This is a genomic window from Paenibacillus sp. NPDC056933 (assembly GCF_042674385.1).
Lineage (GTDB): Bacteria > Bacillota > Bacilli > Paenibacillales > Paenibacillaceae > Paenibacillus.
This window is the reverse complement of sequence record NZ_JBHUQN010000001.1, coordinates 1,211,730-1,227,205: the sequence shown is the minus strand read 5'-3', so window position 1 is coordinate 1,227,205 and position 15,476 is coordinate 1,211,730. Positions and strand designations below refer to the sequence as shown.

Annotated in this window: 14 protein-coding genes; 7 read left to right on the top strand and 7 right to left on the bottom strand. The window is 50.3% G+C overall.

Features of this window, described 5'->3' with window-relative positions:
* Nucleotide 1 precedes the first annotated feature (1 nt).
* From ACFTRD_RS05630 to ACFTRD_RS05615, 4 genes are all read right to left on the bottom strand, one after another.
* Nucleotides 2-181, bottom strand: a complete 180-nt coding sequence (locus ACFTRD_RS05630) for a hypothetical protein (protein ID WP_379378092.1) — start codon at nt 179-181, stop codon at nt 2-4.
* A gap of 226 nt (nt 182-407) precedes the next feature.
* Complete coding sequence (locus ACFTRD_RS05625; RefSeq protein WP_017689496.1) at nt 408-596, bottom strand: hypothetical protein; 189 nt, start codon at nt 594-596, stop codon at nt 408-410.
* Nucleotides 597-881: 285 nt separating this feature from the next.
* The gene (locus tag ACFTRD_RS05620; RefSeq protein ID WP_379378091.1) at nt 882-1,373 is read right to left on the bottom strand and encodes a phosphatidylglycerophosphatase A family protein; all 492 of its coding nucleotides are present in this window, start codon (nt 1,371-1,373) and stop codon (nt 882-884) included.
* Nucleotides 1,374-1,930: 557 nt separating this feature from the next.
* The gene (locus ACFTRD_RS05615) at nt 1,931-6,034 is read right to left on the bottom strand and encodes a DNA polymerase III subunit alpha (RefSeq protein WP_379378090.1); all 4,104 of its coding nucleotides are present in this window, start codon (nt 6,032-6,034) and stop codon (nt 1,931-1,933) included.
* Between the two features lie 270 nt (nt 6,035-6,304).
* Here ACFTRD_RS05615 and ACFTRD_RS05610 point away from each other — a divergent pair, with 270 nt between their 5' ends.
* The 3 genes from ACFTRD_RS05610 (at nt 6,305) to ACFTRD_RS05600 (ending at nt 7,584) form a co-directional block, all read left to right on the top strand.
* The gene (locus tag ACFTRD_RS05610) at nt 6,305-6,634 is read left to right on the top strand and encodes a YtrH family sporulation protein (protein WP_024629128.1); all 330 of its coding nucleotides are present in this window, start codon (nt 6,305-6,307) and stop codon (nt 6,632-6,634) included.
* Nucleotides 6,635-6,655: 21 nt separating this feature from the next.
* On the top strand, nt 6,656-7,144 hold the full coding sequence (locus ACFTRD_RS05605) for a sporulation membrane protein YtrI (RefSeq protein ID WP_063564310.1): 489 nt from the start codon (nt 6,656-6,658) through the stop codon (nt 7,142-7,144).
* Between the two features lie 98 nt (nt 7,145-7,242).
* The gene (locus ACFTRD_RS05600) at nt 7,243-7,584 is read left to right on the top strand and encodes a YtpI family protein (RefSeq protein WP_379378089.1); all 342 of its coding nucleotides are present in this window, start codon (nt 7,243-7,245) and stop codon (nt 7,582-7,584) included.
* A gap of 161 nt (nt 7,585-7,745) precedes the next feature.
* On the opposite strand, the gene ACFTRD_RS05595 is transcribed toward ACFTRD_RS05600, so the two are convergent.
* The 3 genes from ACFTRD_RS05595 to ACFTRD_RS05585 form a co-directional block, all read right to left on the bottom strand.
* Nucleotides 7,746-9,080: a DRTGG domain-containing protein gene (locus ACFTRD_RS05595; RefSeq protein WP_379378088.1), complete on the bottom strand. Its 1,335-nt coding sequence runs from the start codon at nt 9,078-9,080 to the stop codon at nt 7,746-7,748.
* Nucleotides 9,081-9,316: 236 nt separating this feature from the next.
* Nucleotides 9,317-9,604 carry a hypothetical protein gene (locus ACFTRD_RS05590; protein ID WP_379378087.1) on the bottom strand — a complete coding sequence of 96 codons (288 nt, stop codon included), beginning with the start codon at nt 9,602-9,604 and terminating at the stop codon, nt 9,317-9,319.
* 96 nt (nt 9,605-9,700) lie between these two features.
* A complete protein-coding gene (locus ACFTRD_RS05585) occupies nt 9,701-10,048 on the bottom strand; it encodes a YlbF/YmcA family competence regulator (protein ID WP_024629123.1) in 348 nt (115 codons plus the stop codon).
* Between the two features lie 272 nt (nt 10,049-10,320).
* Here ACFTRD_RS05585 and ACFTRD_RS05580 point away from each other — a divergent pair, with 272 nt between their 5' ends.
* From ACFTRD_RS05580 to ACFTRD_RS05565, 4 genes are read left to right on the top strand one after another with little or no spacing between them, the layout of a single operon-like run.
* Nucleotides 10,321-11,688 (top strand): YheC/YheD family endospore coat-associated protein, encoded by a 1,368-nt coding sequence (locus tag ACFTRD_RS05580; RefSeq protein ID WP_379378086.1) that lies wholly within the window; start codon nt 10,321-10,323, stop codon nt 11,686-11,688.
* Nucleotides 11,689-11,719: 31 nt separating this feature from the next.
* A complete protein-coding gene (locus tag ACFTRD_RS05575) occupies nt 11,720-12,910 on the top strand; it encodes a YheC/YheD family endospore coat-associated protein (protein ID WP_379378085.1) in 1,191 nt (396 codons plus the stop codon).
* Nucleotides 12,911-12,969: 59 nt separating this feature from the next.
* Nucleotides 12,970-14,343, top strand: coding sequence for a YheC/YheD family endospore coat-associated protein (locus ACFTRD_RS05570; RefSeq protein ID WP_379378084.1), 1,374 nt, complete (start codon nt 12,970-12,972; stop codon nt 14,341-14,343).
* Complete coding sequence (locus ACFTRD_RS05565) at nt 14,343-15,449, top strand: YheC/YheD family endospore coat-associated protein (protein WP_379381197.1); 1,107 nt, start codon at nt 14,343-14,345, stop codon at nt 15,447-15,449. The genes ACFTRD_RS05570 and ACFTRD_RS05565 overlap by 1 nt, the downstream gene beginning before the upstream one ends.
* The last annotated feature ends 27 nt before the right edge of the window (nt 15,450-15,476 follow it).

Genomic DNA, 15,476 nt, shown 5'->3' with positions numbered 1-15,476 from the left:
ACTACACCTCTCCAGCCGTTGATTTGATGGTCGCAACCTGCAGTCCGTTGCCAAAAGCAACTTCACCCGCGCGCTGCGGTAAACCGCTTACGACCCATACGTGCTGCCATGGGCCTTGTCCAGCATTCACAACAAAAAAATCCGCCGGTATAAGGCAAAGATCAGCGGCTTCTGTCAGCACGATTGATGTTACCTGCAATAACCGAAAGATTGTTGCGCCGATGCTTGAATAATCTGTCTTAGGTAGGGTCTCTGGGAGCAACCTAGTCGGTCCTTGTCCTAACAAAAAAAGAAGGAAGGACAGCAGTATACAAAACATGCAAGTCGATTCCTCTTTCCGCTTACGCGGTCAGTCCCTATGTACCGATGGTAATTCTTCCTCTGCCAAGGCACGTCTATCGAAGGAATCAGGAATGCAGAATCGAATTCAGCACTTCCTGAACCTCTTCCAATTCCCCTGAAGGGACGCGAATCTCAAATTGCTGCTTGGATAAACTGATGGGACGGGTCTGTACCAGAAAACCTTCTTCCGAAAGCTTGGTCTTGATCTTGTCCGCAACCTTTGCTGTCGGTGCAATGTAAATCACCGTCCACATGCCATGTCCGCCCCCTAAGCTAATGTTCAGAGCCCGTATATTGGACTAATGATAACATACCTCACTTTTTTTCTGCAAGGAAGGGTTCGGGACCTTGGGGGAGAAATCGAGATCTAAAGGGACATTTGTCCCATGAGGATAACCGATACGGTTGATACAATGTTCTTGGGTTTTCCTCTCTTAAAAAGGAATCCCAGGCCCCTAAGGGCAGCTGCAGCCGCCCTTGATGACCTTCAATTGAACAATTCAACAGACTGAAAATAATAAAAAAAGACGTTGAGGGAATCAGATATCCGCTGGATATTTTTTAGCTTTAATATTTTTGTGCGCAATTCGGGCAGAAGCAGCCGCGGCGAGCCCGGCAACCAGGTCGTCCAGAAAAACATGTATGGCCGGTCCTGCCTCGTTGAGATCGTGAATGACACCTATCTTTTCTTTATCCAGATAACCAAAGCTGGTTAAACCGATCATGCCATATACATGGGTAATGCCAAGCGCAAGAGTCTCGTCCACTCCATACAGGGATTCGTCCGCCTCCATGATGGCCTGCAAAGGTTGCGGCAAAAGGCGTTTTTCCGCAAGTTCGTCAAGGGCTATGCCTGTATACAGCGTATACTGCACCTCGCGTTTTTGCAGTACCGATTTTACGCTCGTTACACAATCATCCATGGTCAATTCCGGGTGGTACCCTTTTTGCAGACGATATACAATTTCCGCGATTGCATCAATCTGTACACCCCGCCGGGCCAGCATGGCTTCTACGATTTCATATGACATATCTCGACCTCCCGCATCGCTCCCCGGAGGACCCTCAGGTCCTACGGTGTTCTCAAGTGTATGCAGCAAACTCGCAAAATGTTCATAAAAAGTGAGGAAGGCGCATTCACTTTGGCATCCTGCTTATCCTGTAAATTATGTAAAAATATTCACATATGACATGCTTGCGTTCACTATCTCTTTCGCCTGCCATACAGGGTGCAATTGGTAAAAGAAATACAAAAACCTGCTCGGCAAATTGGCCGAACAGGTTTTATCATTGGGAATATGAGGGTGTCACAAAGTCATGAGCAATGCCCGCGACATCTTTTTAATATTATTCAATTCGGTTCTAACGAATCAAGCGCGTGCTATTGGCCCCCCATCACCATTAATCTGCGGTTTAACGAATCACAGAGATGTTATTTCGACATTCTATAGGCCGTTCCGCAGTTTTGTACCGGAATAACGTCACTGAAGTTCATTACAATTTGTATTAACCAATCATCCGCCTTTTAAGGCGCGATAGATTCGTTAGCGCTTTGAGGCGAGGAAACACTCACTTACGTGACAACCTATTATTTTATTTTGACCGTGCCCTCTCCCAGCATCTTCTCCATCTCGGAGAACAAAGAGGGCGAAGGTTTAATCCGGTAGGCATCACTCAATGCGAGCAGCTTCTGTTGCTGCTCATAGAAGAGCACCGTTGCCACAGGACCTGGATGTTCTTGAAGCAACTGCTTCAGACGGGTAAGAAGCTCCTGCTTCTCCGCCTGCGGGGTGATCTTCACGAACACCCGCTGCTCTACCGCCCGCGCCCCACGGCTCTGCTCCGTACCGCCAGCAGTCTCACCGGCCCGGCGAGCCACGGAAGCGGCCCCATGGGCATGGGCCGCCGCCCCAGGCCCACCAGCAGCGCTGTGCGTCGCTGCCGGGCCTTGGCTTCCGCTGCTGCGTGCAGCTCCAGCATTCACGCCTGAGCTGCTGCGCTGTGCTCCAGCGCCAGCGCTGGCCGCCTGCCGTGGCGGAGCCGCCGGGCGCGAAGCACTGCCGCTGCCGGGCTTGCCGCGCCGCTCGCGGCTGCGCAGCTGCTGATCCAGTGCCGCCGGTGTCAGCGGCGACACTTCCTCAGCCAGCAGCTTGAACCCTTCGTCCTGCTGCTGCACCTTGGCACGCACGACGAGCAGTTCACCTTTCCCGACATGCTGCTGGCTGCGCCGCCATACTTCGGGAAAGAGAACCACTTCACAGCGTTCAATCTGGTCTTCCAGCTCCATGAACGCCATAGCCTTGCCCTGTTTCGTCGTAATCGACTTCACAGACACAACCATCCCGGCTGCGACGGCCATCGTATCGTCAGCCGCTTCTGTCAGTTCCATAATCCGGTCGGCCCCGCTGGATTCGAGTACATCCTCATAATCATCCAATGGATGACCGGAGAGATACAAGCCTAACAGCTCACGCTCAAGTTCTAACTGCTGACCTGCAGAATATGGCGGAATTTCGGGATATTCAATCTCCCAGTTCGGCGTCTCGACAAAATCAAATAATTGAATCTGCAGATCCTCACGCTCTTTCCGCCATTTCAGCGCCGCTTCCACAGTCTCATCCAGCATCGCCAGCAATTGGGCCCGGTGCCCTGGCAAGGTGTCAAACGCCCCTGCTTGAATCAGCGATTCAATCACTCGTTTGTTGCATACACGCAAATCGACACGCCGACAAAAATCGAGCAAACTGTCGAATGGTCGTTCCTGCCGAACGATCATGATGCTTTCCATCGCCTGGGTCCCGACATTTTTCACCGCAGCCAGCCCGAATCGGATGGCCCCGGCTGCTTTGTCTGGATCCGAATTCTGATTCGACAAACCATCGGGCTCTTGTACAGCAGACATTCCACGCTGTACAGCGTGCGAGGACTCCTCTCCCCCAGTCCCATGCAGACGTTCTGCTGTGGAAACCGTCACCATGCCCGAATTAATCCGATCCTCGGACTGCTCTGGCATAGGCGTTGCTGCCTGCCATTCATATGCACCACCATCTTCTTCGGGGGCAGGACCGGGATCATCCGGTAGAGGTGCTTCGCCGTACTCCGCTTGTCCGGAATAATGACGATCATCAGGCTCAAACTGTTCTTTTAAGGGATTTCCTCCGTTACCGTCCTCACCCTGTTCTCCCGCTGGTCCATTGGACTCAGCCGACTGACCGTCTCCCGTCCGGCTGGATGATGCAAGAACAGGCGTGAACAGAATGCCGCTCTCATTCACATCCGGAGGAAGTACATCAATGTCCATTCGTCGGCATTCCACCACGTACTCCGCTACTTTCCGGTGACTGCCCATCACGGCTGTTAACATGGAAGCCATAAAATGAACGGGATAATGGGCTTTCAGATAAGCCGTCTGGAAAGCCAGCACGCCGTACGCAGCGGCATGGGCACGCGGGAAACCGTAGTTGGCAAACTTAACGATCATGTCATAGACCAGGTCTGCCTCCGCTTCGCTATATCCTTGCTTAAGGCTGCCCTGAACAAAGTGACCGCGTTCCAGATCCAACACTTCCCGTTTTTTCTTGGAGACCGCTCTTCGAAGCAAATCCGCTTCACCGAGAGAGAAACCCGCCATCCGGGAAGCAATCTGCATGATTTGTTCCTGATATACAATGATGCCATACGTGTCCTTGAGAATGGATTCCAGATCAGCATGAGGGTAATCCACTTCGATCTGTCCATGCTTGCCCTGAATGTATTTGGAGATGAATTCCATCGGACCTGGACGATACAGGGCAACTACGGAGATTACATCTTCAAATACACTGGGCTTCAACTCTTTAAGAACGCGGCGCACCCCCGCGGATTCCAGCTGAAATATGCCCATGGTATCGCCTCGGCCAAGCATCTCATACGTCAGTGCATCATCGTCCGGAATATGCCGAAAATCTGGAATTTCACCGTTTTCGCCAATCCAGCGCAGGCAGCGCTCAATAATCGAGAGGGTTCGCAGGCCAAGAAAGTCCATTTTGAGCAATCCAATCGACTCCAGGTTTTCCATGGAATATTGCGTTAAGGCCGTTCCCTCGCTGCCCTCCTGAAGTGGAACAACATCCGTCAGCGGATCACGGGAGATGACAACTCCCGCCGCATGCGTAGAAGCATGACGAGGCATGCCCTCCACCTTCATGGCCATATCAAGCAATTCACGTGTTTTCGGCTTGGTCTCATACAGAGCCTTCAGTTCAGGGGTGGCTTCCATGGCACGCTGAATGTTAATGCCGAGCTGTGCAGGAATCAGCTTCGCTGCCTTGTCCACTTCGCTGTAAGGCACATTTAATGCACGTCCGACATCCCGAACGGCTGCACGGGCAGCCATTGTACCAAACGTAATAATCTGGGCGACATGGGCTTTTCCATATTTTTGCGCGACATAGTCAATAACTTCATCCCGTCGTTCATCGCTGAAGTCAATATCGATATCCGGCATGGAGACCCGTTCCGGATTCAGAAACCGCTCGAAGAGCAGGTTATACTTCATGGGATCAACATCCGTAATACGCAAGGTATAGGCCACGAGACTTCCCGCCGAAGAACCCCGTCCTGGACCGGTAACGATTCCTTGTTTGTGAGCATAGGCGATAAAATCCCACACAATCAGAAAATAATCCGAGAACCCCATACTGTCGATAACCCGAAGCTCATAATCCAGTCGCTGTTCAAGTTCGGCTCTAAGCTCCGTGTCCGTCCAACGTGATGAATCGGCATAGCGCTCTTCCATGCCTTCTTCGCACAGCTGACGCAGATATCCAGAAGGACTTTTCCCTTCAGGAAGCGGTCTGTACTCCGGCAAAATCGATTTGCCAAATTCCAGCTGCAATTCACAAGACTCCCCGATGCGGACCGAGTTCTCAAGGGCCTCAGGCACATGGGGGAACAACCGCGCCATCTCCTGTTCACTCTTGAGATAGAGCTGATTGGTTCCGATGCGCAGCCGGTTCTCATCATCTACCGTTTTCCCTGTTCCGATGCAGATCAGCACATCCTGTAGCTCGGCATCTTCTTCTGACAGGTAATGGGCATCATTCGTGGCAACCAGTGGAATATCAAGCTCTGCAGCCAGACGAATCAGCTGGGGATTCACTCTTTTTTGCTCAGATAGCCCGTGATCCTGCAGCTCCAGATAGAAATCGGCACCAAAGATATTTTGGTAACGCAGCGCCGCACGCCTTGCTTCTTCCTCTCGTCCATGCAGCAAATGCTGGGGGACCTCGCCGCCCAGACAAGCACTTAGACAGATGATACCCTCGTGATGGGCAGCCAGACTCTCCATATCAATACGCGGTTTGTAATGGAAGCCTTCCAAATGTCCTATCGAGCACAGTTTCATCAGATTGCGATAACCCGTCATATTTTTGGCCAGCAAAATCAGATGATGGATCGGTTGATCCTTGCGGCTTCCCCGTTCCTTGCGAGACCCAGCAGTCATATAAGCCTCACACCCGATGATCGGCTTGATGCCTCGCGCCATACATGCTTTATAAAAGGGAATAGCGCCATACATCACACCGTGGTCGGTCAGCGCGAGCGTAGTCATTCCAAGATCTGCGGCCTTATTCACGAGATCCGGTATACGCGCAGCGCCGTCCAGCAAGCTATATTCACTGTGAACGTGCAAATGCACAAAAGAACTCATGTTTTTTTCTCCCTTTCGCCGTGGATAAATACAGCACCAAGCTTGTGATCAGTTGCTGCACTATCTATGTTCTATCCGCATATTGCAGAATGCTCTTATATCTATAAATGAATAAAAATATGGATTCATCTTATAAAGAAAGAATGCTTTATTATTCTATTTTATCATAACGTTCGGGGGCACGCCCATACAATAGAAGTACAAGCCGCTCCCCCTGTTACGGACTGTAGACAGGAGGTGTGCTGCTGGGTCTGAAAGGGGTGTTGCCGGATGAGCACATTTTTGTCCAAAGCCATTCTTGATTTCTTCATTGCGTTTGGGATCGTGCTGGGCGGCGCGATGATTGGAGGTATAGGAGCGGTTGTCTCTCTCCAGCCTCCGACACAGACAATGCTTGATGTCGCCGGGAAAATTAAAATTTGGGCGCTCGCAGCGGCCGTCGGCGGTACAATCGATCCGATGCGGGTGATCGAAAGCAACGTGCTGGACGGCAATCTGTCACCTGCGGTCAAACAAATTCTGTACCTGATATCCGCTTTTATGGGCGCCCACATGGGTACCGAGCTGGTGAAATGGGTCTGTGGCGGAGGGCGGGGTTAGCATGACTCCGGGACAGCGCCCATGAGAATCCCGCCTTTTTCACGTTACCGCCCGCTTATGCGCATGACTGCTGTCTTTGTTCTGGGAATGATCGCCGGTTGTGTCGTGTACAACGGTGTATTTCACCTGAGCTACAACGAATTGTGGCTCAACAATCAGGAGCTGCAGCTTCAGCTGCATCAGAATGAGGAGGATATTAAAACGCTGAAAAAATATAGTAAACGCCAAACCGTCATCAAGGAAATCAAGGTCCGTGCAGAAGATTCTGACAAAGGGCCGGACGAGGCCTCCCTGAAAGTAATGTTGCAGAAACTGGGGGATGAGCTTGAGGTTCTCCGGGGCCGCGATGTCTTCAATATCGACGAGTACAGCAAAATGACGCGGATCATGCTGAACCAGAAAGTGTATACGGTCAGGGAAAAGGAATATACCGTCCAGGTAAAAACGATGCTGGTGATGGAAGGTGTGCTGCAAGTTTGGGTACAGATTCGGATGCACGTTCCGGCTTAGGAAATGGATAACAGCCCCGGAAAAAAACTGCCCTTGCCCTCTGCCTGCATGGTACAATAAAGGCAGTAAATGCTTTCCAGAAAAGGAGCTGCGTCTTCGTGTTCATCGATGTACTCAAATATGCCCTGATCGCCATCTTTGCCCTTGCCATGGTCTTCTCAGCCCTGAACAGCATTCGTTCGCGCAGGACAACGGATCCCGTCGCCGTAGGCCTCTATCGTTCATGGACCAATATCTGGATGGGCGGCATGTTGATTATTCTTGCCCTTATCCTGATGTTCGTCTTTACCGGTTCAACCCTATCCGTGGTTGTGGAAGCGCTATTTCTAATTATGGGAGCGTATAACCTGTTCGCCGGTATACGTAACCGCAGTTATTATGCCCGGCTTCAGCTTCATGCGGGTGATGGAACCGAGAAGACATCCGGTCAATCTGCCTGAGACGCTTCAACAGGTTTCCTTTCACCCCAAAAAGAGAGTATTCCTCATCTATCGAACAAGCCTGACCCTCATCCATTTCGGGGTAGAGTGACTGTATCGATCAGAGGGTACTCTCTTTTTTCTGAACTCATCCTTTTCTTCGAACCAAGATTACCCATGTTCTAGGCATGGTCAATGGATTGCAGCGTCATCACCGCTTTGCATACCACATTCCCGTCACGGGTAATGACAATATCCATTTTGCAAGTCCGACGACTCGTCTCCAGAATAATGGGACGAACCAGAATCTGATCTTCAATCTGCACGGGACGAACAAAATATGTTGTCACATTATCCACCACATGGTCGTTCCCTGTAACATCCCAGGCAGCACGCCGTCCCGCCTGTGTCATCACATTCAACAGAACTCCTTCCGAGATGGTGCCAAGATCTGTCGCCATCTGCGGAATGATGAATCCATGGAAAAACAATTCGTTATGCTCTCCGCGCTCCTCAGCGAAGCCGTTCCAGATCAGATGGTCAAACGTTTCTCCGAGCTGCGGCTGCTTCTGTGCATCGCGCATTGCCTGCAATACTTCCTTGCGTGTAACAGATGCAATCAGTTTACGGTTCCGATCCACAATGGGCAGGAAATCAATGCCCTCCCACGTCATGATCTGGGCAGCCGAGGCCAGAGAGGTTTGCAGCGAAGCCGTAATCGGGCGGCGTACAACACACTTCTCAATACTCCGATCTTCTTTTATTTCACTGACATCTTTCAGACTGACAATGCCAATTACCCGGTTCCATTCATCCACCACCGGGAAACGATGTTCTCCCGTCTCCGAAACCAGCATATGAAAATCTGCAGCCGAACTGGTGACCTTTAGCACCTGCAGACGAGGTTTCTGCCCGATAATATCCTCAACCAGCATAATTTTTTTCTTAATCAGCCGATCGAAGATTGCCCTGTTGATCATTGAAGCCACCGTAAATGTATCATGTCTGGAAGAAATGATGGGCAGCCCGAGTTCATCCGCCATCAATCTCACTTCACGGCTTGTACCGAAGCCACCTGTGATTAACACGCCTGCACCCTGTTCAAGCGCAAGGGAATGCGCATTATCCCGGTTTCCAACAATGAGCAGGCTTCCCGCGTCAATGTAACGTGCCATCGCCTCCTCTTTCATCGCACCGATCACATATTTGTGAAGCGGTTTGGCGAGTCCGTCACTTCCGCCCAGCACATGGCCTTCGACGATGGTTACCACATCGGCAAAAGTCAGCTGCTCTGTCATGCCGCGGGGTCTTTTCTCGATCCGCACCGTTCCAATTCGTTCCTTGGTCACGACCAGCCCAAAGTTCTCTGCCTCTTTTACCGCACGATAGGCTGTCCCTTCACTTACCCCCAGCTCCCGTGCCAGTCCGCGTACCGAAATTTTGCTGCCTACCTTCAGTTGTTCGATATGTTGAAGTAACTGTTCATGCTTCGTCACGTTTTCTTCCTGACCGTCCATCTGTACCACCCCCGAAGATGCATCTGTACTATTCTGTATCTATTATATCACGGCCTTGGGAAAATAACCCCATCCCTCGCACCTTTCTCCTAAAGAACCGCGCTAAATGGATCAAATAATCGGAACATCGAATTAAGGGTACTAAAAAAGACCGGCCCCTTTCATACAAAAGGGAATCCGGCCTTACTTAGACAGGTAGAACCATCTCTATCACCATGTCGCATGTGATCCAAACCTTATACAGACTTGCTCTGCTCCTGCTTGTCCAGCAGTTTCATCTCCCATTGCCGGAGCTTTGCCCGTCGAACAGCTTCCAGTGCACGCTTCTTCTCTTCATCCACACCTAGAATAAAATGAAGATGTGCACCAACGATCAATAATGAGAACAGCACCCAGACGATGCCAAAAACAGTAACCCAGTCCATTCCACCAGCGAACGAAATTCGCGGCAGTGCGATAATCAGCATAGACAGCGCAATAAGCAGATAGATCACATGTTTTGCCTTTTTCAACCTTTTCACCATTCACAGCTCCTTCGTTCTTGATCGACTCTATATGTCTAGTCTATGAACGAAAATGCGGTAATATGAAAGGTTCAGGTAAATAATCGGGACAGGTATTTAAGCTTCAGCGCCACCGTACAGATGACCCAGGCTGTCTGCAATAATTTTGTTCACGTCTTCGATAATGACACTTAGACGACGTTCAGCATCGAACAGACGACGAATGTTCAGGTTCAAACTCAGTACTTCAAATAATTTTTCCATTTTCTCCATCTCATCCGGAGCAGGCATATCCCCGCTCATCATACGTTGCTGCAGTTCCATCTGTTGATCGCGAAAGTTATCCAGCATCGCCTTTGCTTCCGGGTCCACTTCGATCAGCTTCATTGCAGAAGTAATTTCTTCCACCTCACTGCTTTCTCTCAGGGCTTTCGCCAAGTCATTTGCTTTGTCATAAATGTTCACTATTATTCCTCCTCGAAATTGGGTTGTCATTTTTTTATCATTCATTAAATTCTCAGCGCGACGTTCACCCGTGTTAATACACGCATTTCCGTTCCATCAAACAAAGCTGGCGGGAACAGGCTGCTTATCACCTGCCAGCAATTAATGCATTTAATCCAAATGGGTCAATCACCAAGGGTTATATGTCCTCATATGATGAAGCACATGCCATGTTTAGATGCCGTTCAACTTCAAGATCAGACATCAAGTTGCCGCCCGGAAGGAGATCCGTGATGTCCACTAAAAAAGTAACGATTCAGGTTACCGGCTCGGGCATCCTGCAGGACGACGTCATCATGCTGGGCGAAGGGGTACTCAAGGCGCTTAAAATCCCTTCGGGAAGGCCGCTTCAGCTGCAATTCGGCTCTTTCCGCCGTGAAGTCACAGTCATTCCGGTACCACGGTATGACGGGCTGCGCATTAATCAGACGGTCGCCAGCAAGACCGGCCTTGTTCCTCGTTCGGTCCTGCGCGTATCCTATCGTTCAGCCAGCCGTACGCTTCGCCTGGGACCCTACATCAGTGTAATGATCAGCCAGGATTATCCCGATCAGACCGATCGGCCCTTTGGCTCCATCACGATGTTCTGTCAAGAACTGGTGCATGCCTGTCGTAAGCAGGGCGCCTATGTATCCTTTTTCACACCGGAGGATATTGGAGCGGTAACGGGTTATATGAAAGGCTGGATGTATGATGACGGCTGGAAAAAGACCGTTCTGCCTATAGCAGACGTCGTCAATAACCGGCTGACGTCCCGTAAGCTTGAGAACAAACCTAGCGTACAGCATTTCATGAAAGAAGTAAAATCGCTGTACGGCACACAAACCTTCAACGAAAAATTTCTGGACAAAAACGAAGTATTCGATGCCCTAAAGTCCATATCGTCGCTGAAGAGAGTCCTTCCCGAATCCCATTTGCTCAAAGCTTCGGCTACACTCAAAACGATGTGTAACCGATATCCGGTTGTGTTTCTCAAGCCGGTTCGTGGGTCACTTGGCAAGGGAATTATCCGGGTCTCCCGTCAAAGCGATGGAAGCTTCCTCACCCTCGCCACTGGCGTTGGAGGTACCCGCAAACAAACGTATACCTCTCTGGATAAACTGTATGCCAGTCTGTCAGGGAAAATGAAAACGACGCGTTACCAGATCCAACAGGGTCTGACTCTTATCGATAATAGCGGCAGACCCGTAGATTTCCGTGCACTTGTGCAAAAAAACCGTACGGGCAAATGGAGTGTTACCTCCATCGTCGCACGTATTGCAGGGGGCAGCCATTACGTATCCAATCTGGCAAGGGGTGGAAGTCTCAGTACTGTCAAGGAAGCTGTAGCCAAAACTCAGTTGTCCGGGGCAGCCAAAGCTGCGGCTTATCCAAGTCTGCATACAGCTGCGCTGGATATCGCCAAAGGTATTGAGGGAGCTATCCCCGCCCATTTTGGTGAACTCGGCATCGACCTGGCCTTGGATACTTCGGGTAGAGTCTGGCTGCTCGAAGTCAATTCGAAGCCATCCAAGAACGATAATACACCGCTCAGCGAGAGCAAAATCAGACCTTCGGTCAAGGCGATGCTGGAATACTCCACCTACCTGGCTGGATTCTGAAGAGTCACCCATTTAAAGGAGGTGCAGAACGATGTTCCCGCAAGCTCAGACAAAAACAGTAGCCATCCTGGTTCGGGCAACAGAAGGCTCGCCTCCTTTCGCGGATGAACTCTTCTGTCGTCGTCTCAGTCTGGCAAGTTATCGATACGGCCTGAAGATCATCGTGCTGGCCGTACCGAATGATCCTCATGTATCCCCGCTGAAACAGGGTTATGCATACATTAGAGGACAATGGGATATGGTGCCTCTTCCTGTAGTGGACCTGTTGATGGACCGCTGTCTGCAGTCGCTCCCAAGAAAATTCAGACAACAACTTCAGCAACTTGTTCCTTCCGACGGTAGACATCCTCGCCATTACTGGTCTGCTTCCTTGCCTGGTAAATGGAAAGTGCACCGCATCTTGTCTGGTGATGACAGACTTCGTGCGCTTCTTGCACCCACGACAATGCTTCAATCCAATACCTTATGGCAACGCTGGCTGGAGGAATGGCCCAAAGGCATTTTCTTCAAACCTGTGTCGGGCACTCATGGTAAAGATACTTTTCGCCTCTATCGCGGAGACCATCATTCCTCATGGATCATAGAGGGAAGAAATACACGCAACGAACTAATTCACCGTACATTTGATCGTCCTCAGGACGTATCAGCCTGGTTGGATTTACAGAAGGCCGAAAAAAAGATGATTGTGCAGCCGTATCTGGAGCTAAGTCATCATGGACGACCGTTTGACATCAGGGCCTTGGTGCAAAAAAATGGGCACGGACGATGGTCTCTAACCGGATGTATGGTACGGGAAGGACCCAAAGGTTCACTCACTTCCAATTTGCATGGAGGGGGAAAGGCTCACCCTGCGCTTCCTTATCTGTTGGAACGCTACGGAAGCATTCATACCAACGCTCTGCTGGAGAAGATCAGGCATGCTGCAGCCCTCATCCCCACCCTGTTGGAAAGCCACTTTGGCAGGCTGGCCGAATTGGGGCTTGATTTCGGAGCAGATGTCCAGGGACGACTCTGGCTTCTTGAAGTGAATTCAAGACCGGGCCGCTCCTCATTTGCAGAAGCAGGTGACCGACGTATGCATGCTCTTACCTACACCCGGCCGCTGGCCTATGCCCGTTATTTGCTGCAACAACATGTTCTAACGGACGTGATACGTCCACTGAAAATGCCGAATACACCCAGCACAGCTGGCCTGAAACCCATCCCGATTCACGGCGGCTGAGGCCGCATCGCCCTGCTTGCCATGGAACAAAGGATCTTTTCAGGATAGGAGGATAAATCATGAGTTTGACCTTTTGCAAACTGCATTTCACAAAGCAGCCGGATAAAGTGGTTTATGTATCCAACGCATTAATGAAAAGCCTAAATCTATCCGGCAAAAAAACGATACATCTGCGGTTTGGACGTGACCGGGTACCCGCAACCATCAAACCAATCAAAAAAGCAGGTAAACATCTCTATCTCGCCTCAGGAATACGTAATCTGATGAACGTTCCCAAAAGAGGCAGCATCTACCTTCGCAATCTTCAGAATGATGAAGTTCAACTGGGTCCATTGATTGGCGTATTGTCTGACGGACCTGCTACGGGGACCAGCCCTTTTGGCTCCCGTACGGGTTTCATTAAACAGCTGCTCCGTGAAGGCAGGCACAAATCCTATATTTATGCGTTTACCCCACGAGATATTAACTGGCAGAATGAAACAGTATCCGGTTTTTTCCTTAACGACAATGGAAGTTTCAGTCGGAAAACAGTACCACTGCCAGATGTCGTGTACAATCGATTGCCCAGCCGCCGCTCCGACTTCTCACCAGCGATCAACCAACTGAGGGAGCGATTCATTCGGCGTAAAATCCCTTTCTTTAACTGGAGTTTCTTTAACAAATCAGATATCTACACTTTGCTGGAGAACGACCCGGCAGCAGGAAAATATATTCCTGAGTCCATCACCAATCCGACGGTGGAACAGATGAGAGAGATGCTCGAGCGCCATCAGTTTGTTTACTATAAACCTACAGCAGGCAGTCTGGGCAATGGCATCTACCGATTGACCTACTCGCCCAAACGTGGATATTTTGCCCGATATCGCAAAAAAACCGGTAACGCACTTCTGCGCTTCGGCTCATTTAACAGCCTGATGCGCATGCTTCAAGGCAGACATGGGAAACAGCTTCGAGGTTATGTTGTTCAACAAGGTATCCGGCTTATCGAGATTGATGAATGCCCCATTGATTTTCGTTTTCACATGCACAAAAATGGCAACAATCAATGGGTCGTCGTTGGCATCGGCGCCAAAAAAGCTGGTCGCGGCAGTGTAACCACTCATATCAAAAACGGCGGCTCTCTGATGACACCTGAGCAGGCTCTCAAGCGCAACTTTGGTGACCGCTCCGGAGAAGTGCTTCAGCATGCCAAATCTGTCGCAATAACACTGGCCCAGGCGATTGAAACCCAGCACCAGCATCTGATTGGTGAGATTGGCTTTGATCTGGGCATTGATCAGGAGGAACATGTATGGATGTTCGAAGCGAACGCCAAACCCGGCCGCTCCATTTTCCGTCACCCTTCGCTGCGGCTGGAAGGAAAATCATCGGTGGAGCACATCCTGGAACATTGCCTGTATTTGAGCAAATTCCGGAAGAAAGACGACATTTGATGGGCTTGCAGGATGATTTCAGACCCGTTATTGCTATCCTGACCATGCATGATGATCGACGGATGTTCAGAGGAAACCATCAGAACTTCCTGGATATAGTGCAGACGGGTGAAACTATGGGATATGTGGTGTACGTCGTGACTGTACGTGATTTAAACGTGAGCGGCCCCACTGTGAAAGGATACACGTACGACAATGGAAGCGGGAAATGGACTTCACAGTCCTTCCCTCTTCCCCATGTGCTCTACAATCGGATTCCCAACCGGGAAGACGAACGCAAACCTTCAGTTCAGCGCAAGATTGAAGAATGCATGCACTCCGGCATCGAACTGTATAACCCTTTTTTCTTTAATAAATGGAATCTGTTCGAATGGCTTAAGAAATCCAAATCCACCCAGCAACTGATTCCCTATACTCGCCGGATGCGAACAGCCTCCGCTCTGGGTACGGTGCTTAGATCACATCCCTACCTGTATCTGAAACCCGAAAGCGGGAAGGCAGGAAAAGGCATCATGATGCTCAAGTTTCAGGAAAAAGAGCGCTTGCCTTACCGACTTAAAATACAAAGCACCCGCAAGAGTACCACATACAAAACAACTACACTCGCCAAGTTATGGGCCCGGATTCGCAAGGAGACCGGACACACACCTTATATCATGCAACAGGGCATTGAACTGGCATCATCACACAAGCGCCCATTCGATCTGCGGGTACTCGTGCAGAAAAACGGCAAGGGTCAGTGGAGCGTAACCGGCGTTGGCGCCCGTCTCGCCGGCTCTCGAAGCATTACCACCCACGTTCCGCGCGGAGGTACGGTGGAGGACCCGGAAAAGCTGCTCACGGATCTGTTTGGGGAAGAAATGTCGGATTCATTGATGAAACGTGTGAAATCCACTTCATTGTTGATTGCGAGACAAGTCGAACGAGGCGCAGGTCATACCCTTGGCGAGATGTCCATGGACCTCGGTATTGACGATCTTGGGGGGATCTGGTTCTTTGAAGCGAACTCGAAGCCGATGAAATTTGATGAACCACAGATTCGACGCAGGTCTCTGGAACGCATTTTTCAGTACAGCGCCTACCTTGCCCGTCAGTCCAAACGATGATGAACAGGAATAACAGCTAAAGAAGGT